This window comes from Capnocytophaga sp. H4358 (genome assembly GCF_002302515.1).
Lineage (GTDB): Bacteria > Bacteroidota > Bacteroidia > Flavobacteriales > Flavobacteriaceae > Capnocytophaga > Capnocytophaga canis.
In genome coordinates this window covers 1,832,526-1,851,164 of record NZ_CP022380.1, presented here as the reverse complement: position 1 = coordinate 1,851,164, position 18,639 = coordinate 1,832,526, and the positions used below count along the sequence as shown (strand labels likewise).

Here is an 18,639-nt window from a genome sequence, read left to right as displayed (position 1 = left end):
AGTAATTTTGATTTAAGTAGCATGCAAAGTTACAAAAAATAAAAATGATTTTGTACTTTTGTAGACTTTATTTAAAAAAACAAAGAATATGGCACGAATTTTAACCGGCATTCAAAGTACAGGAACTCCCCATCTGGGCAATATACTTGGAGCAATTATGCCGGCAATAGAAATGGCTCAAAATCCTGAAAATGAATCTTTTCTTTTTATTGCGGATATGCACTCGCTTACCCAAATTAAGAACGGTCAAGAACTTAAAGCAAACACATATAGCGTAGCGGCTACGTGGTTGGCTTTTGGGTTGGATTATAATAAAATTACGTTCTATAGACAAAGTGATGTGCCTCAAACAGCGGAACTTACGTGGTATTTGAGTTGCTTTTTCCCTTACCAACGTTTGACACTTGCTCACTCATTTAAGGACAAGGCAGATCGTTTGGAAGATGTGAATACGGGGCTTTTTACGTATCCAATGTTAATGGCAGCTGACATCCTTTTGTATGATGCCCAAATTGTACCCGTAGGCAAAGATCAGTTACAACATCTCGAAATCACACGTGATGTGGCTTCGCGTTTCAACCACCAAATGGGCGAAACTTTTGTATTACCACAGGCTAAAATTGAGGAGCGAATTATGATTATCCCTGGAACAGACGGAGAGAAAATGAGTAAATCACGCAATAATTACATCAATATTTTTCTTCCAGAAAAGCAACTTCGCAAACAGGTGATGAGTATCCAAACCGATAGTATACCGCTTGAAGAACCTAAAAAACCAGATACATGTAAAGTTTTTGCTCTATATAAGCTGTTGGCTTCGGATGAACAGACACAAACTATGCGAAATCTATACGAAGGAGGAAACTATGGTTATGGACAAGCAAAACAGGCTTTGTATGAACTTATTTTAGAAAAATTCTCCGAACCGCGTCAGAAATTTCATTATTATATGGAAAATTTGGACGAATTGGAGAAAATATTACAAGAAGGAGCTTCAAAAGCACAAAAAATAGCAACAAACGTACTAAAAAGGGTACGTGAAAAAATAGGATATTAAAAAAACAACACTATAACAGTATGACAGAAATAAAAAATACGATAGAAGCAGCTTGGGAAAACCGAGAGCTTCTTAAAGATGAAAGCGTACAAAACGCTATTCGTAAAGTAGTTGATTTGTTGGATAGTGGAAAGTTGCGTGTGGCAGAACCTACTGAAAACGGATGGCAGGTAAATGAATGGGTTAAGAAAGCCGTTGTGATGTACTTCCCGATACAGAAAATGGAAACCTTAGAAGCGGGAATTTTTGAGTATCACGACAAAATTCCGTTGAAGAGAGGCTATGAAGAGAAAGGAATCCGTGTAGTTCCTAATGCAGTCGCTCGGCATGGAGCTTATATTTCAAAAGGCGTGATTTTGATGCCAAGCTACGTTAATATAGGTTCATATGTAGATGAAGGCACCATGGTTGATACCTGGGCAACTGTAGGAAGTTGTGCTCAAATTGGGAAAAATGTACATTTGAGCGGAGGTGTTGGTATTGGAGGGGTTTTAGAACCTTTACAAGCGGCTCCTGTGATTATAGAAGATGGTGCTTTCATTGGTTCGCGTTGTATTGTAGTGGAAGGCGTTCGAGTGGAAAAAGAAGCTGTTTTGGGAGCAAACGTGGTACTTACAGCTTCCACAAAAATCATTGATGTAACAGGAGAAACTCCGATAGAGTTGAAAGGATATGTTCCAGAGCGTTCGGTAGTTATCCCAGGAAGTTACACTAAAAAATTTGCAGCAGGTGAATTTCAAGTGCCATGTGCATTGATTATCGGAAAACGCAAGGCTTCCACCGACAAAAAAACTTCATTGAATGACGCTTTGAGAGAATATAACGTTTCGGTGTAAATATCTATTTTTAAACTGTTTAGACTTTACCAAGTTTGATATTTCTTTATATGATATTCATGCTTGGTGAGGTCTAAATTTATTATTGTTCCCCAATGAATCAAAATATTACTGAAAATATAAATCAAATTCAAGCACGAATTGAAAATGCTTGTCAGAAAGTAGGAAGAAATCCAAAGGAAGTAAAATTGCTTTTGGCAACCAAAACGGTTAATGCAGAGCGGATAAAAACAGCATTGAATGCAGGATATACGCTCATTGCTGAAAACAAAGTGCAAGAGGTCAAAGAGAAATATGATGCTTTGAAGGACATCCCACATACGAGTCATTTTATTGGGCATCTGCAAACTAACAAAATAAAAGAAATTCTAAGATATAATATCCATTGTATTCAATCGCTTGACAGAATTGAACTAGCTCAAAAATTGCAACAGCGATTGGCTTACGAAAATAAAAATATGGATGTTTTCATTCAGGTAAACACATCGAACGAGGCTAGTAAATTTGGAATAGCTCCAGAAAAAGCCATTGCTTTAGTGCAAGAGGTAGCTCAATTTGATCGACTACACATCAAAGGATTGATGACTATAGGTTTATTCAGTGCAAAATCAGAAGAAGTTAGACCATGTTTTCAATTATTAAAGAATTTACAATTAGAAATCAACGGATTGAACATAACAAATGTAGATGTTTCTGAACTTTCAATGGGAATGAGTAATGATTTAGAAATCGCCATTGAGGAAGGAGCAACAATCATCCGAGTTGGAACAGCTATTTTTGGAAAACGTATATATTCAGATAGTTATTACTGGAATGAAAATCATTAACACAATTTTTTTTCCAAAGTACAAACAAGAACTTCATCGCTAAGAATATGTATTTACTTTTTTTTGATTTTACGTTTGACACTGATTTTTCGGTTTATCTGCCTAATGCTTATATTGCTCAGCAAAAAGGCAAGGCGTGGTATTTTTTAAAAAAAGCTACGGATTCCGTGTTGTTAGGATTACCTGAGTTATCCATAAATTTACAACAAAAAGAGGCTTTGGTCTTAGTTAATAGCTTACAACGAACAGTATTACTGCAAAAATTTGTAAAAAAAGGCAGTTCCTTAGAAATTATTTATAAAAACATCACTCAAAAACAACTTATTCAAAGATATATTGAAGAAAAAACGGATGTTTTATTAGAGATTATTGCCAAAAATGAATTTATAACCACTTTAGAATACAGTAGTAGGGATGAAATTTTTAAAAAACGCATTCAGGTTAGTGAAAAAATCATAAAACCTTTTTTAGAGTTTGAAAAAACAAACTTAGGAATTAACTATCGTTTGTTTTTGTATGACAATGACACTAAGATGATTCCTTCGGAACAAAAAATTGAATTGTTGAACAATCAAAAATCATGGATTGTTATCAATCGAGAGTTAATGCGTGTGAATCATATTAAAGCATTGAACATAAAACCTTTTTTGAATAAAACTGAAGTTCATATTCCTGAGAAAATGGTTCATGAATATTTCGATAAGTTTCTTAAAGAAATTCTTAAGAAAGTAGAAATCAATGCCATAGGGTTCAACGTTTTACAAAAAAATAGTATTCAGTCATCGGAATTGCGTTTAGTTAATGATTTTTTTGAAAATCGCTATAAAATTTCGGTGGGATTCAATTATGGAGGTTATGTTTTTTTCAGTAACCAAGGTCGAATTTCCCATTCTGTTCTAGAAGTAGATGAAAATAACGCCATACAAATCATAACTTATAAAAGAGATACATCGTCTGAAGAAAAAATATATGATTTATTTAGGAAAATAGGTTTTGAAGAGGAAAATGGTTTATTTTTCGTTCAAAAAGAAGGTCTTTATGCGTCAGTATATCATCTTTTGGGACACAGTTCTGCTTTTATTTCTGAGAATATCAACATGAATTCCATAGAAATTGAAGGTAAAAAACTAAATAAAGACAATTTTGAGCTTATTTTTGATAACATATATACCGAAAATGATTGGTTTGATTTGAAAATCCATGTAAAAAAAGGGAATAATACGTTTCATTTTAAGGAATTAGTCAAAAATATTAAGGAAAATAATCCAGTTTATATATTGCCTGACGGAACTGTTTTTTTAATTCCCGAAGAGTGGTTTGCCCGCTATGGAACAATTGTAAAATTCAGTAAAGTGAACGAAGGTAAATTGCAGTTGCCTAAAAGTAATTATGCTCTGTTGAACGACACTCCTGAGTTGCAACCTAAACAGTTGATAAACAATGTAGTATATGTTCCTTCTCCTAATTTGAAAGCTACGCTTCGACCCTATCAAAAGGAAGGAGTGCAATGGCTTTTGGATCATCATTACAACGGCTTGGGAGCGTGTTTGGCGGACGACATGGGTTTAGGAAAAACCTTGCAAACCATCGCTTTGTTGGTTGATATTCACGACCGATTGCCCATGCAGGAAAATACCACTCCAACCGATTTATTTGATTGTGTGCAGCAGAAAGAACCGCTAAAAGCCTTGGTAATTTTGCCTTCATCGTTAGTGTTCAACTGGTATGACGAAACTAAACGCTTTGCACCGCATCTGAAATGTACGCAATATGTTGGTAATGAGCGCAAAGGCAAATCTAATCGTTTGCAGAATTACGATGTAATATTCACCAGCTACCCTATTGTGACACGAGACGCTAAGTTATTCCATAAACATGAATTTCGATATGTGATTTTAGATGAAAGTCAACGAATTAAAAACAAAAACTCGCAGATTTTCAAAGCTATTCACGATATCAAAGCTACGCATAAAATTTCACTCAGTGGAACACCTATCGAAAACTCCCTCAGTGACTTATGGTCGCAAATGCAATTCATAAATCCAAATATATTGGGAAGCTTTTCTCAGTTTTCGAAATATTTTAAGCAAGGCATTGAAAAGAAAAAGGATCCCATTGTTTTGGAGGAATTAAAAACAATCATCAGGCCGTTTTTGCTCCGCAGAACAAAAGAGCAAGTATTGGATGATTTGCCTGAACTTACAGAACAAATCACTTATTGTGAGCTTTCCGAGGCTCAAGAAAAATGGTATGAACGTGAAAAATCAGCAATTCGCAATCAATTACTACAAGTTGATGGACAGATTTCGCAACTGAATGCTTTAAATATGCTCATGCGTTTACGTCAAATTAGTAATCATCCTAAATTGGTGGAGAAAAACAGCGATATACCCTCTGGAAAGTATGAAGAGGTTATTAGTTATATGGAATTAATAGCTAATTCATCACAAAAAGCATTAGTTTTTAGTAGTTTTGTGTCACATTTGGCAATTTTTGAACAATGGTGCATTGAAAATAATCTAAAATATGCGAAATTGACAGGAAGTGTACCAACGGATGAGCGGAAAAAGGAAGTAGAAGCCTTTCAAAATCAGCCAGAAGTTATATTCTTTTTCATTTCGCTCAAAGCAGGTGAAGTAGGGTTGAATCTCACTAAAGCCTCTCATGTGTTGCTTTTGGATCCTTGGTGGAATCCTTTTTCCGAAAAACAAGCCATTGCCAGAGCTCATCGTTTAGGGCAAAAAAACAAGGTGAACGTTATTCGTTTTGTATCAAAAAACACCATTGAGGAGAAAATCATTCGTTTGCAGGAGTCGAAAAAAGAATTGTCACAAAACATCGTGGACGATACTGCAATCATCCACGATGTGATGCAACATATTGATGAAATTCTTTAGGTTCATTTGTAAAATATCTAATTTTCTTTCAGAGTGTTAAAAAACACCCAACTTCATCCCAACTGTTGGATTTCTTTCTTTTTTTGGTTGTTTTTTAGCTTTGAAAATCAGAAAAAACAATTTGGCGTCTAAAAGGTATAACTATTCTTTTCTATTTAAAAATTTTGTAGCATTGGAATTCAATTTTTAACACAAAACCCCGATTTTCGGTTTTCGCCGAACTTCGGGGATTCGTTTGTAGCAGATTTATAAATTATTTATCTGATATACAGTAGCATATACTCTTTTTTTGAACAGACCTACAGAGGTTTCACCAATTCCAAAAACCAAGTTTTCACTTCGCCTTCCAGGTGTGGAGCGATTTTCTCTTCACAAGTTTTGTGATAAGCATTCAGCCATTGCTTCTCGTCATCAGTCAAAAGTGTAGGATTAATACCAGTTGCCATAAACGGACAAAGAGTTAAGGTTTCAAAGTCACAGAATGTACCAAACTCATTTTTACAGACTTCTCTAACAGCAACTAAATTTTCATGTCGAATCCCATATTTATTTTCTAAGTAAAAACCTGGTTCATTTGAGCAAACCATTCCTGGCAATAGCTCCTGTGGGTTCATATCCTTACGAATGTTTTGAGGGCCTTCATGCACGTTCATAAAACTACCTACACCGTGTCCTGTACCATGTCCATAGTCTTTGTTATTTTTCCAAAGAGCCATACGTGCAAAAGCATCCAGCTGTACACCACGTGTTCCTTTGGGGAATTTCACCAACGAGAGTTGAATCATCCCTTTAAGAGCCAACGTACTATCATTGATAAACTCTTGCGATACTTTTCCTAACGGTATAGTACGCGTAATATCGGTTGTCCCCTCTAAATACTGTCCTCCAGAATCTACCAAGATACTTCCTTCCGCAAACACCTCTTTGCTACCGGTTTCAGGAGCAGAATAATGCACTATAGCTCCATTTCCTTGATATCCAACAATGCTTCCAAAACTTTCTCCTACGAAATTTTCTCCAGCCGCTCGAAATTCTCTTAACTTAACCCCTATGCTGTATTCTGTCATTGGTTCTTTACCTACTTGATGTGTGAGCCAATAAAAGAATTTAGCTAAAGCTACACCGTCACGAACCATTACGGTACGGAAACCTTCTAATTCGGTAGCATTTTTTACCGCCTTCATTAAATTTCCAGGAACAGGAGATTGGATAAGCACATTCCCTTGAATTGCCTTGAAAATCGCCTGATTTGTATTTGGTGCAATAAGAATCTGTTTATCTTTTATTTCTGTAAGATATGGAAAGAAATCGGAATAAGCCCTTATCGTTACGTTTGCTTGGGTCAAATGAGCTCTCACCTCATCGGTAACTTTTTGTGTATCAACAAACAAAAAAGCATCTTCATTAGAAAGAACTATATAACCCAGAAATACAGGATTGTACGCTACATCACTCCCTCGGAGATTGAGTGTCCAAGCTACATCATCCAAAGCTGTGATAATATGGAGGTTTGCTTTTTGTTGCTTCATTTTCTCGCGGATAGCTTTCAATTTTTCTGCCACCGTTTGTCCCGCCCATTTGTCAGGATGTACAAAAATTGAATGTAAAGGACTTTTCTCTCGATTTACCCAAACTTTATTTAACAAAGGGTTGTCTTTCAATTCAATATGTTTAGTAGCTAGTGCCTTTTCCAATTTTTCCCAAGCTACATGTGATGTTGCTAATGCATTCACAGCAACTACCGATTTCTCAGGAAGCTCTGAAAGTAACCAATCCGTATAGTCAGGTGTACCTTCCACACCTTCTTTAAACAAATCAATACCCGACCCTTCAAGTTCTATAGGAGCTTGTACAAAATAACGAGAATCCGTCCATAAACCTGCTTTATCTTCGGTAATAACCACAAATCCCGCTGACCCTGTAAATCCTGAAATCCACTGACGTTCAAGCCATTCTTTTGGTAAATATTCACTTAAATGCGGATCGGCACTGAATACTACAAACGCATCCACTCCTTCGGTTTGCATTTGTTTTCGTAATAATAATAATTTCTCTGACGTTTTCATCATATATGCTTTTAATTTTATTTTCTGTACCTAATCCACAAATGTAGGATTATTTTAAAAAAAAGACAAGAATTTTTAAAATATTTTGGGTCACAACTATCCGAAATTTTTAAAATAAAAATTTCGGATAGTTGTGTTTTTATACACATAAAAAACTTAAAAGTGCTTACAGAAGTTTAAAAAACAATCTGCCTTGGTTGTTTACTTGGTATGATAATTATGAATTAGGCATTCCCAATACAACTAATGCTATTGACGGTCATTTTGCTGATTTAAAGAATAAGAGACCTTTGCAAGACAAATCTCCCTAAAATAACTTTTTAATTATTTGATTATTAGGTGATTATTTTGTATATCTACTTTATCAAAAGCACCAAAACCCTATCCGCTATGTCCTTTGCTGCTTACGATGTAGAAAGACGCACCCGAAAAGGCTCTTTTTATGCACAAGTCGATACCATTATCAATTGGAAAACCATTTCCGCTATCATTGACCAACATTATCAAAAAGGACTTTCCGCCTCGGGTGAAAAACCTTACGATGGGCTCCTGCTTTTCAAAATGCTACTCATCGGGATGGGAACAACCTATCGGATGTCAAGGTAGAAGAGTATGTAAACGACAGCCTATCGGCGATGAAATTCTGCGGTATGCAGCTGGAGGATAATGTTCCGATCTACAGTGTTTTAAACCGATTTCGCACCGAGCTTACCGAAAAGAAAGCCTTTGATTCTTTGCTTTCGGAAATCAATCATCAGTTAGAAAAACACAGAATTATCATCCATCAAGGCATAAAGGTAGATGCCAGTATTACGCAGAGTTCGTTTCATTCGAAAAAGCCGAAAACTTTTGAAATCGCCCAAGACCGAAAAGAAGACAAGTTGTCCGAGAAAGAAGTTGAAAAACAAGACCATTTTTTCAAGGAAGTGGCTGAAGATGGGGTAGATAAGGAAGCGAGATGGGTCAAAAAAGGGAGATTTTAATTAAAATAGCCTCAAAAGATTGAGAAAAAATGATGAAAAAGAACATAATTTCGAATTTTCAGAAACACATTTTCTAAAAAAATCGGTCGTGTTTTAAAAAGTATGATGGTATAAAAATTTGACAATCAGGGAATAAAGTTGTATTTTTGTTGAATGCTAATAACAATTACACTCCATTGCCCCAATTGTCAAAGCACAAAGATAGTCAAAAATGGGAATAAAAAGAACAAAAAACAAAACTATCTTTGCAAAACCTGTAAACGCCAATTTATCGGCGATCATAATCTGACCTACAAAGGTTGGGCTTCGCATATCACTGCGAAAATTCTCTTGCTTTTGGCAAGAAATGTAGGTATTCGTGATATTGCTGAAATTGAGAAGGTTAGCATCAAAAAAGTGCTTTCGGTTTTGGTAAATTTCAATCGAGAAATCAAACCCAAACAAAACAAATACAAATCGTTACAAGTTGATGAACTTTGGACTTTTGTAGGAAAAAAGAAGAATAAAAAGTGGTTGATTTATGCTTATTCTGTTGAAACAAAGGAAATTGTAGCATGGGTATGGGGCAAACGAAACATAAAAACAGCCCAAAAACTTCGTGAGAAATTGAAGAAATTGGGTGTTAGTTTACAGATAATTGGGAAGCTTTTGCGTCTGTTTTTCAAGAATATACACATAAAGTAGGTAAAAAATACACTACTGATATTGAAGGAAACAACACACTTTTGAGACATCGGATACGCCGAGCGGTGAGGAAAACTTGTTGTTTTTCAAAAAAGTTTGAAAACCATATAAAAGCCTTTGAAATTGTGTTTTTCTACATCAATTTTGGGTGGATTTGAGTATCATACTTTGGGAAACACTACCAAAAAATCATCCTAAATACAGGAAAAATAGAGGATAAATGGCTCTTGCAAAGGACTCAAGAAATTTATAAAAAACATTTCATACATAAAAAACAGAAAAGGCTTTACATTTCTGTAAAGCCTTGATTTTCTTTGTGGTCCCAGCTGGGCTCGAACCAGCGACCACCTGATTATGAGTCAGGTGCTCTAACCAACTGAGCTATGAGACCTGTCCGCTGTAAGACGATGCAATATTACATCTTTTTTTTTTCTTACGCAAGTAAAGAAAGAGTATTTTTACACCATTGTATTTAAGTCGTTAAATATGAAACCTTTATAACTTCATAATTTTATTAGCAGGTTCATAATACAAAAAATTGTATTTTAAACTACCTCCAAAATAATCGTGTTCATTTCGCAGTGAGGCGTAAACATTCAACTCTTGTCGGAGTGCTTTTTCAGCATCTTCATTGATTTTTAACGGATTTAATGAAGAAAGTAAAGGTCTTAACCGATTAATCAGATTTTGATATTGAGCTGAAGCATATCCCATTTTTTGGTCGTTTTTTACCAAGTGACTTAACACAGCATCTCGGTTTCCATTGAGTTGGTAAATAGTTTCTAAAACATTTATCTCAACGTTATTTAAGCCATTCGCCACCAAAGGAAAACGTTTCAAGTGGAGTTGGATAGCATTAGGCAGTGCTGTTAAGCGAGTTTGTATGTTTTTGGTGTGTTTTTCTAATTGCAGAGGAGAATTGCTACAGTAGAGTTGCCAAATGTAATCAGCATATTCGATATCATCTTGAATTAGCGGATGTCGCTGGGTGTAGGCAAGTTTTATTTTTTCAATAGTTTGGCTGCTTGGAAGTAAATTAACCCATGACACTTGAATATTTTTGCGGTGTTGCTTTATCCATGAAATCACACCTATCATGTTAAACTGACTTTGTAAGTCTTCTGCAAACCATAATACTATTTCATCTTGTGTTTTTTGATTGCATAGGTTTCTATATTCCTTCAAAACGGTTTCAATAAACGATGATTTTTCCGTATTATATTCATTTTTAAAAAAATCATACCGATTTTTCCAAAAATGTTCACTACCTACATCAGTTGTTGTTTTTCCCTCACAAAGCATTTCGTTCCAAGTGATTACTTCCGATTTTGCGTAGGTTTGTTGCAATTTTTCAGAGGCAGATTGGTTGTTAGTAATATGTAGTACTCGTTTCATAATATCATTATTTTAGTTGTACAGACCATCCGCAAACTTACGAAAAAAAATAATATGATATATTTTTATTTTCGAAAAAAAATAATGAAGAGTAATAAAAAAGGCTATCTTTTTCAGTTAGATAGCCTCTTTTAAATACATTAACTCAAGATTCTATTTAATGTTTTACTTGGTTGCATTGCTGCATAAGTTCGTTTTTCATTCGGAGCATAATATCCCTCAATGCTGACAGGATGTCCCTGAACGCTTACTAATTCCTCAACGATTTTCGTCTCATTATCTTTCAACGCTTGTGCTATAGAAGCAAATTCACCTGCCAATTGGTGATCTTTATCTTGATTAGCCAAAGCCTCAGCCCAATACAAAGCTAAATAGAAATGGCTTCCACGGTTATCTAATTGTCCTAATTTTCGTTGAGGTGATTTATTGTTTTCCAACACTTTTTCGGTAGCTTCACCAAGAGCATTGGCTAAAACTAAGGCTTTTGGATTGTTGAAAGTTTCTGCAAGATGCTCTAATGAAACTTCTAATGCCAAAAATTCGCCCAATGAATCCCAACGCAAGTAGTTCTCTTCCAAGAATTGCTCCACATGTTTTGGGGCAGATCCACCAGCTCCTGTTTCAAACAATCCTCCTCCGTTCATCAGAGGTACAATAGAAAGCATTTTGGCACTGGTACCTAACTCTAAGATAGGGAACAAATCAGTTAAGTAATCACGAAGTACATTTCCTGTTACAGAAATGGTGTCTTCCCCTTTCTTTAGGCGTTTTAACGTATAAACCGTAGCTTCTTCTGGTGATAAAATTTGGATATTTAAACCGTTGAGATCATAATTTTTAAGATATTCCTCCACTTTTTTGATAAGTTCATTATCGTGGGCTCTGTTTTTATCCAACCAAAAAACGGCTGGAGTTTGGGTTGCTTTAGCACGTGAAACTGCCAACTTTACCCAATCTTGAATAGGCGCATCTTTCACTTGACACATACGCCAAACATCACCAACTTCTACATTATGAGACAAATAAACCACTCCATCTTCCCCAATAACGTTCACTATTCCCGTCGCAGGGATTTCAAAAGTCTTGTCGTGAGAGCCATACTCTTCCGCTTTTTGAGCCATCAGTCCTACGTTCGGAACAGTCCCCATAGTAGTTGGGTCGAAAGCTCCGTGTTCTTTGCAGAATGCGATTACTTCTTTGTAAACTCCTGCATAAGAGCTATCAGGAATCACCGCCAAGGTGTCTTGAGCTTCGCCTTTGGCGTTCCACATTTTTCCTGAATTGCGAATCATTGCGGGCATTGATGCGTCAATAATAACATCGCTTGGCACATGTAAATTGGTAATCCCTTTATCAGAATTTACCATTGCCAAAGCAGGTGCGTTTTCGATAGCCGTTTGAATATCTTTTTCAATAATCTCTCGTTCAGTATTTTCCAAATTCGACAGTTTAGCGATGATATCGCCCCAGCCGTTATTTGCGTCCGCTCCGATTTTTTTTAGAATATTTGCATGTTTTTCAAAAATATCGGCGAAGAAGGTACGCACTGCGTGTCCAAAAATAATAGGGTCAGATACTTTCATCATCGTAGCTTTCATGTGTAATGAAAACAAAATGTTTTTATCTCTTGCCACTTGTACTTGTTCTTTTAGGAAAGTAAGCAAGGCTTTTTTGCTCATCACTGCTGCGTCAATGATTTCGCCCTTCTGTAAAGATGTTTTTTCTTTCAAGACTATTTTCTCTCCTTCAGCGGTTGTAAGCTCAATTCGTACGTTGTCTACTTTTTCTGTAGTTACCGACTTTTCACTGTGGTAAAAATCGCCTGTGGACATAGTAGCTACTTCGGTCAATGAATCTTTGCTCCAAGCGCCCATAGAATGAGGGTGTTTTTTAGCGTAGTTTTTCACTGCCTTTGGAGCTCTTCGGTCTGAATTTCCTTCTCGAAGCACTGGATTTACGGCACTTCCTTTAATTTTATCGTAACGTGTTTTAATCTGTTTTTCTCCTTCGGTAGTCGGATTTTCGGGGTAGTCAGGCAAATCGTATCCTTTGGATTGTAACTCTTTTATGGCAGCAATCAGCTGAGGTACTGAAGCACTAATGTTTGGTAGTTTAATGATGTTAGCCTCAGGTTGTGTTGCCAATTCTCCTAAAACTTTTAAAGCATCTTCCACCTGTTGTTCTTTGGTCAAAAAATCAGGGAAATTCGCCAGAATACGTCCCGCTAAGGAGATATCTTTCAACTGAAAATCAATATTTGACGAAGTCGTAAATCGTTTGATGATAGGCAATAGAGAATGGGTCGCCAATAACGGAGCTTCATCGGTTTTAGTGTAGATTATTGTTGCTTTTTGAGTCATTACTATATGATTTTTTATTAAGAAACCACAAATGTAACATTTTATTTCTAAAAAAAATAGTATTCCCTTAAAATATTTTAGCACAAATCTCAAAATAGCCATCACCTTCAAAAGAAAGTAATGAGTGCATTTCTCGTTTACGTACGAAGAAAAACGAAACGAACAAAATTATACTAAACGTATCGAAGTTTTTAATTCACGCACTTTAGGAGGTAGTGCCTTTCTTAAAAATCAGTAATAACTCATTGCTTCCTTCAACATTAGGAAGAACCTTTACTGTCGCATATTGTTTGCAATACTCAATAAAACGGAGATTCCTGATGGCGTCCTCTTTTCTTACTTTCATTGTGTTAAACAGAATGATTCCGTTGTTATTCAGCAATGAAATTGTTTGATTGATAAAAGCTTTCGAAAATAGAAAATCAGGCATGTGGTTATCCTGAAAAATATCAACGATAATTAGGTCATAGGTTTGTTTTGCTGTTTTGACAAAATTCTGAGCATCATCAATTACGATGTCTAAACCATCTATATCATTGATTATAAAATACTTATTTGCAATATCAACTACTTCACCATCTAATTCAACCGCTGTCATAGCCCCTTGGTAACCTATTTCATCAATCAGAGTTCTCACAACACTTCCTCCTGCCAGTCCCATTACTAAAATACGTTCCATTTCTCGCACACGTGCGAAACCTATTTTCTTCAAGCCAAATCGCAGAATACGCTGAAGACTTCCATAGGAATAGTTCGTATTCGGTGTATCAAGTATATAGCGACCGTTGTGTAATAACACCTCCAACGACGTACTCACCTGTGAGTCTTGTTTATGTACCGAAATAGGAATAATGTAACTAAGTATTTTCTTTATCATTCGATTCTTTTGAAAGTATTTTTGGCGTGATTCACGATTGCTTTACACAGTTGAGCATCTTTCTCGTCCGTATACTGAATTTCAATAATATAAAAACCTCTTTCACTATTGATTGTATATTTCATAAACGATGTTTTACCGTCTATCATTCCTTCAAGAAAATAGTAATCTTCGTCATGAAATTCTGTATTAGAATACTTTACATTTTCACTTTTCAAATCTTGATCATACGCCTCTTTCAAATTAACCCAATCAGATTCATCATTTATGATAAATGCATGATATCCTCCAAGAAGAATATCTTTTTCAGGATATCCAAGCCGAATTCCATCTAAATGGTTCATTACAACATCCATCTTCGTTGGATATTCAAACTGAAATTCGTAGTCCTGATTCAAATAAGTTTCATATGTAAACTCTGGCTCCCGTGGCTGTTGATTGTTACAACCTATCGAGATAAATATACCTACAAAAAAGATAATTAATTTATTCATATATTCTGATTTTTAATCACTTACAAACAATTTGTTACAAGAATATCAACTTTGTACCGAATTTGCTAAAGTTTCTGTTGTTCAGATAACGCATATTACTTTTACCCTGCCTTTGTTTTGTATCTGCGGAAAAGGTTATATCTACTTTGGTCTTATCACAGGCGAGCAGAAAAAGTTTAATGTGTAGTTTTTCAAAAAAACTACTGAGCGTAGTCCCATCTATACTCTCCTGTACCACTTACCTTCCGTTGGTTTATGTCAAATTTATATTTTTCTAAACATATGATTGGAAATCCATCAGTTAGAAAACCTCTTTTTTCAAATTCTTTTTTTTGTTGTTCTAACTGGTCATTCATTAAATTTTCAGGTATTTCCGTGTTTGATTTCCAGGTTTTTGTAGCTTCTTCCCAATATATTCCGGGAGGGGTTTCCTCTCCGTACAGGTAGATGTAAAACACGCCACTTTCCTCTCCTGTTTCAATTCCCCAAACTGAAGATGATGCCTCTAATATTTTCTCTCCTGTTTTAAGATTATAAGCCTTCAAATCACGGGTTCCGCCTGTACCTAAACTGACCAACAAGAAATGATTGTCAACCTTTTCTAATGAGACATATTCGTTATCCGATGCCAATTCAAAAGAGGCTATTCCTTCTTTTTTCGCTTGGATTTTTAATTTGTTAAACATTTCATTTTCATCATCTTGATTGACTATACGACAAAATGAATCTTCAAACTCGACTGTCTCTCCTTGAGACAATTCAGGTAAAGAAACCTCTTTTGGGATTTGTCCCTCGGTCGTATTTTGCTTTTTAGGTGTCGTTTCACAACTCACAATCAATAAACATGTTACAACTATAAAATAAATAAATTTCATTTTTTCAAAATATTTTTATTTGCTTTTTTAATTCCATATTTCAACACAGAAAACAGGCTCTCCAGATTTGTTTATTTTTCTGATAATATTTTATATCAGTCAATAAAATTAGTGTTCATATAATCAATTTGAAAACTATCCCCGTTCTTAACAAGTATCACGTCTGACGAAGTTTTCACCTCCCCATAGTCTATAAAAACATTAAAACTCAAGTCTTTTAAATGTTTTATTTTCAGGTCCTCAAGTTTGTCAACATCTCCATTTCCTGTTCCAAACACATTAATATCATCTTCTTTCACTGGGTTATAAACACTTGCCCATTTCTTTTTATATTGAGCTCTGGCTTGTTCCAAAGCTTCTTCCGAATCGTAGTTATCCTCTGCCCAAAAACTGTAAAGCTCAATGGCTTCATTGTAAAATTCTAAAAATCGTTTCGTATAGAGTTTATCATCCCCTCCCCATTCAGGAAAACAAAATCCATTCCCGTTAGGACATTGGAATATAGCATACAACCACTTTTCGGCAGCTTCAACCGAAACTTTGTCGTTCTCACTGTTGCTTTTGCAACTCCACAGTAAGGTAATCACTGCGATACTAAGTATTATTTTTATTTTCATAAACTGTAAATTTATTGTTTTACAAAAGTGTCTGCAAATTTTCGTCAACATGAAAGCTTTTTCTGACAAAAACACACTCAAGGTGAGATGAAATATCATCATCACCTCGAATATGTTTAAAAACCTAATTCAACATTACAAAGATAATTAATTTTCACTAATGTTTTGCATTTTTCTTGCTCTTATTGATAAGTTTAGTTAAAATTCTTATACTTTATATTCAAAGGGAAAGTTTCAATTACATTCAGTAACTATTTTTTTTAGAAACAATACGTTTTGAATAGCTTTGTTTCTCCTGTTTATTTGCTGATTTTTCTAGGATTGTGTGTCCCATCAAAAGGAGCTGTAAATTGGTATTTGTTTTGCCATTTTTTTCCGTCGCCTGGCTGTTGTAGATTGTACTGACGCAAGTACGTTACGCCTCCTTCGTTAGTCAAAAGCCCCACTAACAAACTCCGATGCGTGATTTCGTATGGATAGTTTGGACTTTTGAATGTTTTCCAATCTTTTTCTAAAAACACAAGTTTGTCTACTTTAAAAGCTCCTTCAAATTGTTTTTTAGCGTCAGCCAAAGCTTTTTGCGTTGTTGCGGGTGTCATATTGTATGTTTTTGGCATATCTATACCTTTTGCCGTATGAGCATCCCAGCCTTTTACTCTTTGTTTTATCTGTTCATATTTGTTTAACACAAATAGATAACTATCATCTTGTACTTTTTTGGGATGCTTCTCAAAATGTTCTTTCATTGTTGTAGCAATTCTGAAACTCATTTTGCAGTTATCGTATTTCCCCGCCTTTTCGAATTTTTCAATATTGTTTAGCATTCCAAAAAAAGCTGCTCCGATGGTGTTGAAAGGTGTTTTGTCATACACCATTTGATCCAAACGTACCACTTCAAGCCCCATATCTGCTACACGAGCTCTGTGAGAATAAAGTAAAAGAAGAATACCACTATCGGTCACTACCTTTGTATGTTCATTATCTTCATATTTTGCTTCAAAAGTGATGTCTCCATAGCGATGGGCTTCCAATAAAGTTTTACCTGAAACATAGAACGAATAAGGTTTAATCCCCTCAGGATCAGCGTTAAATACAGCGAAGTAAGCGTGTATAACATTGTCATCTTGAAAAGAATAACGTTTTCCTCCTTTGTTGGGCAAATTTACCTCAAATAACTTGGATTGAATACTTTCACGCAATCCTCGATTGTTCAACTGTTGATGTGTATAAATTTCCTGTGAGATCAAGGCTTGCTCACTGTTGGCATCCAGCAGATAAAATTCTTTGAACGCAGGATTGTCATAAGGCTTGTGATATAACCTTTCATCTAACTGTGTATAAGATTTTCTAATCTCTCCGATTGATTTGGTATATCCCTTTTCAACTGTTTTATTGTTGAGTTCAGGATCGTTCTGTGCATTGATTTGTAGCGAAAATACCACAAGCAATCCTAGTGTTGCTTTTAGAATATTTGTTTTCATAGATTCCTGTATTTCAATTTAGTTAAAATTTTAGTTCACTCAGGATTTTATCCTGTCTAAATCATAAAATGCTTTAATTAATTTGTGATAAATGTGTTCGATTTTGCATTTCTTCCCCCATTTGACACGTATTTTGGAGCATTTTTAGCTTATAATTCCTTGTGGAAATTAACAATAACTCTCCAACATTTCTCGTTTTTTCCGATATTAATATCACCATTTGTAAAAACATTTTTCTCTGTTTTTCCTCGCGGGGTTTTGTTAGCTGTCAAGTAGAGGAAACCTGTTGTGTCACAACGCTGTGGTAAACTATTCATGAAAGCCGTCATATTTTCCCCTTGAATATGATTTCCATAACAAAAGATTGTTTTAAGACTTATGTTTCTACTGACGTCCAAGGATTTCAAATTGGTATCGCTACAATTTAATTCCTCTAGGTTTGCATTCGCTTTCAGATTCAAATTCTCAATCTGGCTTCCTCGAACGCAAATTCGTTTTAAAATGAGATTTCTGCTCACATCTACCGATCTGATTGGATTAACCCCCATTGACAACTGCTCCAGTTTTAGATTGTTACCCAATTCAAGTGAGGATATGCTATTCTCGGAACAATCCAGTTCTTTTAGATTTACATTTTTTGACAGATCAAGCTCCTTAATATTGTTTTCCGAGCAGTATAATTTTTCCAGTGCAGGATTTTTATTAACCTCCAATCGTTCCACTTTTGCTCGTGGGATGTATAGTGCAGTTACTTCGCCATAAATAGCAATTTCAGGAGCATCTACTTCAAAAATAGTGTACTGTCCAAAAAGTGTTTCGTTAAACTTCTCACCAACATCTTCTCTTTTGTTATTATTCCAATCAATCCAAACAGCATTTTGTTTCGATGTTTCTGCTTCCAAACTGAGGCAAATGCTTTCTCCTTTTTTCTTCTGTGTTACAAAAGTTATTTTATTCGATTTTTCCATCAAGGATTCGTAATCCTCCATCTCATCTGTTGAACAGGCTGCAAATATTAACACAGCCAAGAACATTATCAATTCTCTCGTTTTCATCTCTTCTAAGTTTTAATGTAATCTTACTTTATTATTTGCGTTGTCCTCATTTTCAAATAATTTCTTTTGTAGCTTCACAGCGTGGGTTACGTTATCTTCTCGACTACATAACCCTCAACTCTGATTTAATATTTG

16 protein-coding genes, 1 tRNA gene and 1 pseudogene are annotated in these 18,639 nt (G+C 35.3%); 8 read left to right on the top strand and 10 right to left on the bottom strand.

Annotated elements, in window-relative coordinates; genetic code table 11:
• Window positions 1-88 precede the first annotated feature (88 nt).
• The 4 genes from trpS (at window position 89) to CGC49_RS07915 (ending at window position 5,617) form a co-directional block, all read left to right on the top strand.
• The gene (gene trpS / locus CGC49_RS07930; protein ID WP_095912326.1) at window positions 89-1,057 is read left to right on the top strand and encodes a tryptophan--tRNA ligase; all 969 of its coding nucleotides are present in this window, start codon (window positions 89-91) and stop codon (window positions 1,055-1,057) included.
• Between the two features lie 20 nt (window positions 1,058-1,077).
• Entirely contained in the window at window positions 1,078-1,893 is an 816-nt protein-coding gene (locus tag CGC49_RS07925; protein WP_042006035.1) for a 2,3,4,5-tetrahydropyridine-2,6-dicarboxylate N-succinyltransferase, read from the top strand.
• A gap of 95 nt (window positions 1,894-1,988) precedes the next feature.
• A complete protein-coding gene (locus CGC49_RS07920) occupies window positions 1,989-2,720 on the top strand; it encodes a YggS family pyridoxal phosphate-dependent enzyme (protein ID WP_095912325.1) in 732 nt (243 codons plus the stop codon).
• A gap of 47 nt (window positions 2,721-2,767) precedes the next feature.
• Window positions 2,768-5,617 carry a DEAD/DEAH box helicase gene (locus tag CGC49_RS07915; RefSeq protein WP_095912324.1) on the top strand — a complete coding sequence of 950 codons (2,850 nt, stop codon included), beginning with the start codon at window positions 2,768-2,770 and terminating at the stop codon, window positions 5,615-5,617.
• A 299-nt stretch (window positions 5,618-5,916) separates the two neighbouring features.
• On the opposite strand, the gene CGC49_RS07910 is transcribed toward CGC49_RS07915, so the two are convergent.
• Window positions 5,917-7,683, bottom strand: a complete 1,767-nt coding sequence (locus CGC49_RS07910) for an aminopeptidase P family protein (RefSeq protein ID WP_095912735.1) — start codon at window positions 7,681-7,683, stop codon at window positions 5,917-5,919.
• Between the two features lie 131 nt (window positions 7,684-7,814).
• Here CGC49_RS07910 and CGC49_RS07905 point away from each other — a divergent pair, with 131 nt between their 5' ends.
• The 4 genes and pseudogenes from CGC49_RS07905 (at window position 7,815) to CGC49_RS07890 (ending at window position 9,508) form a co-directional block, all read left to right on the top strand.
• Entirely contained in the window at window positions 7,815-7,994 is a 180-nt protein-coding gene (locus tag CGC49_RS07905; protein ID WP_095912323.1) for a hypothetical protein, read from the top strand.
• A gap of 79 nt (window positions 7,995-8,073) precedes the next feature.
• Window positions 8,074-8,289 (top strand): hypothetical protein, encoded by a 216-nt coding sequence (locus CGC49_RS07900; protein WP_042006077.1) that lies wholly within the window; start codon window positions 8,074-8,076, stop codon window positions 8,287-8,289.
• Window positions 8,290-8,318: 29 nt separating this feature from the next.
• Window positions 8,319-8,666 (top strand): transposase, encoded by a 348-nt coding sequence (locus CGC49_RS07895; protein WP_095912322.1) that lies wholly within the window; start codon window positions 8,319-8,321, stop codon window positions 8,664-8,666.
• Between the two features lie 153 nt (window positions 8,667-8,819).
• Window positions 8,820-9,508, top strand: a pseudogene (locus CGC49_RS07890) (IS1 family transposase).
• 159 nt (window positions 9,509-9,667) lie between these two features.
• On the opposite strand, the gene CGC49_RS07885 reads toward CGC49_RS07890, so the two are convergent.
• The 9 genes from CGC49_RS07885 to CGC49_RS07845 form a co-directional block, all read right to left on the bottom strand.
• Window positions 9,668-9,741: transfer RNA gene (locus CGC49_RS07885), tRNA-Ile, on the bottom strand.
• Between the two features lie 104 nt (window positions 9,742-9,845).
• A complete protein-coding gene (locus CGC49_RS07880) occupies window positions 9,846-10,745 on the bottom strand; it encodes a DUF1835 domain-containing protein (protein ID WP_095912321.1) in 900 nt (299 codons plus the stop codon).
• Window positions 10,746-10,885: 140 nt separating this feature from the next.
• A complete protein-coding gene (locus CGC49_RS07875; RefSeq protein ID WP_095894023.1) occupies window positions 10,886-13,105 on the bottom strand; it encodes an NADP-dependent isocitrate dehydrogenase in 2,220 nt (739 codons plus the stop codon).
• A 205-nt stretch (window positions 13,106-13,310) separates the two neighbouring features.
• Window positions 13,311-13,982: a spermidine synthase gene (locus CGC49_RS07870; RefSeq protein ID WP_095894022.1), complete on the bottom strand. Its 672-nt coding sequence runs from the start codon at window positions 13,980-13,982 to the stop codon at window positions 13,311-13,313.
• Complete coding sequence (locus tag CGC49_RS07865; RefSeq protein ID WP_095894021.1) at window positions 13,979-14,476, bottom strand: hypothetical protein; 498 nt, start codon at window positions 14,474-14,476, stop codon at window positions 13,979-13,981. Before CGC49_RS07865 ends, CGC49_RS07870 begins: the two co-directional genes overlap by 4 nt.
• A gap of 200 nt (window positions 14,477-14,676) precedes the next feature.
• Entirely contained in the window at window positions 14,677-15,351 is a 675-nt protein-coding gene (locus CGC49_RS07860) for a hypothetical protein (RefSeq protein ID WP_042344224.1), read from the bottom strand.
• Window positions 15,352-15,446: 95 nt separating this feature from the next.
• On the bottom strand, window positions 15,447-15,968 hold the full coding sequence (locus tag CGC49_RS07855) for a hypothetical protein (protein WP_095912320.1): 522 nt from the start codon (window positions 15,966-15,968) through the stop codon (window positions 15,447-15,449).
• A gap of 299 nt (window positions 15,969-16,267) precedes the next feature.
• Complete coding sequence (locus CGC49_RS07850; RefSeq protein WP_095912319.1) at window positions 16,268-17,449, bottom strand: hypothetical protein; 1,182 nt, start codon at window positions 17,447-17,449, stop codon at window positions 16,268-16,270.
• A gap of 149 nt (window positions 17,450-17,598) precedes the next feature.
• The gene (locus CGC49_RS07845; protein ID WP_111947370.1) at window positions 17,599-18,504 is read right to left on the bottom strand and encodes a leucine-rich repeat domain-containing protein; all 906 of its coding nucleotides are present in this window, start codon (window positions 18,502-18,504) and stop codon (window positions 17,599-17,601) included.
• Window positions 18,505-18,639 lie beyond the last annotated feature (135 nt).

Excerpts from the sequence above, each read along its gene's own strand:
- CGC49_RS07850 (WP_095912319.1), bottom strand. The coding sequence starts at position 17,449 with ATGAAAACAAATATTCTAAAAGCAACACTAGGATTGCTTGTGGTATTT.
- CGC49_RS07865 (WP_095894021.1), bottom strand. The coding sequence starts at position 14,476 with ATGAATAAATTAATTATCTTTTTTGTAGGTATATTTATCTCGATAGGT.
- CGC49_RS07895 (WP_095912322.1), top strand. The coding sequence starts at position 8,319 with ATGAAATTCTGCGGTATGCAGCTGGAGGATAATGTTCCGATCTACAGT.
- CGC49_RS07845 (WP_111947370.1), bottom strand. The coding sequence starts at position 18,504 with ATGAAAACGAGAGAATTGATAATGTTCTTGGCTGTGTTAATATTTGCA.
- CGC49_RS07910 (WP_095912735.1), bottom strand. The coding sequence starts at position 7,683 with ATGAAAACGTCAGAGAAATTATTATTATTACGAAAACAAATGCAAACC.
- trpS (WP_095912326.1), top strand. The coding sequence starts at position 89 with ATGGCACGAATTTTAACCGGCATTCAAAGTACAGGAACTCCCCATCTG.
- CGC49_RS07880 (WP_095912321.1), bottom strand. The coding sequence starts at position 10,745 with ATGAAACGAGTACTACATATTACTAACAACCAATCTGCCTCTGAAAAA.
- CGC49_RS07920 (WP_095912325.1), top strand. The coding sequence starts at position 1,989 with ATGAATCAAAATATTACTGAAAATATAAATCAAATTCAAGCACGAATT.
- CGC49_RS07875 (WP_095894023.1), bottom strand. The coding sequence starts at position 13,105 with ATGACTCAAAAAGCAACAATAATCTACACTAAAACCGATGAAGCTCCG.
- CGC49_RS07860 (WP_042344224.1), bottom strand. The coding sequence starts at position 15,351 with ATGAAATTTATTTATTTTATAGTTGTAACATGTTTATTGATTGTGAGT.
- CGC49_RS07900 (WP_042006077.1), top strand. The coding sequence starts at position 8,074 with ATGTCCTTTGCTGCTTACGATGTAGAAAGACGCACCCGAAAAGGCTCT.
- CGC49_RS07925 (WP_042006035.1), top strand. The coding sequence starts at position 1,078 with ATGACAGAAATAAAAAATACGATAGAAGCAGCTTGGGAAAACCGAGAG.
- CGC49_RS07915 (WP_095912324.1), top strand. The coding sequence starts at position 2,768 with ATGTATTTACTTTTTTTTGATTTTACGTTTGACACTGATTTTTCGGTT.
- CGC49_RS07870 (WP_095894022.1), bottom strand. The coding sequence starts at position 13,982 with ATGATAAAGAAAATACTTAGTTACATTATTCCTATTTCGGTACATAAA.
- CGC49_RS07855 (WP_095912320.1), bottom strand. The coding sequence starts at position 15,968 with ATGAAAATAAAAATAATACTTAGTATCGCAGTGATTACCTTACTGTGG.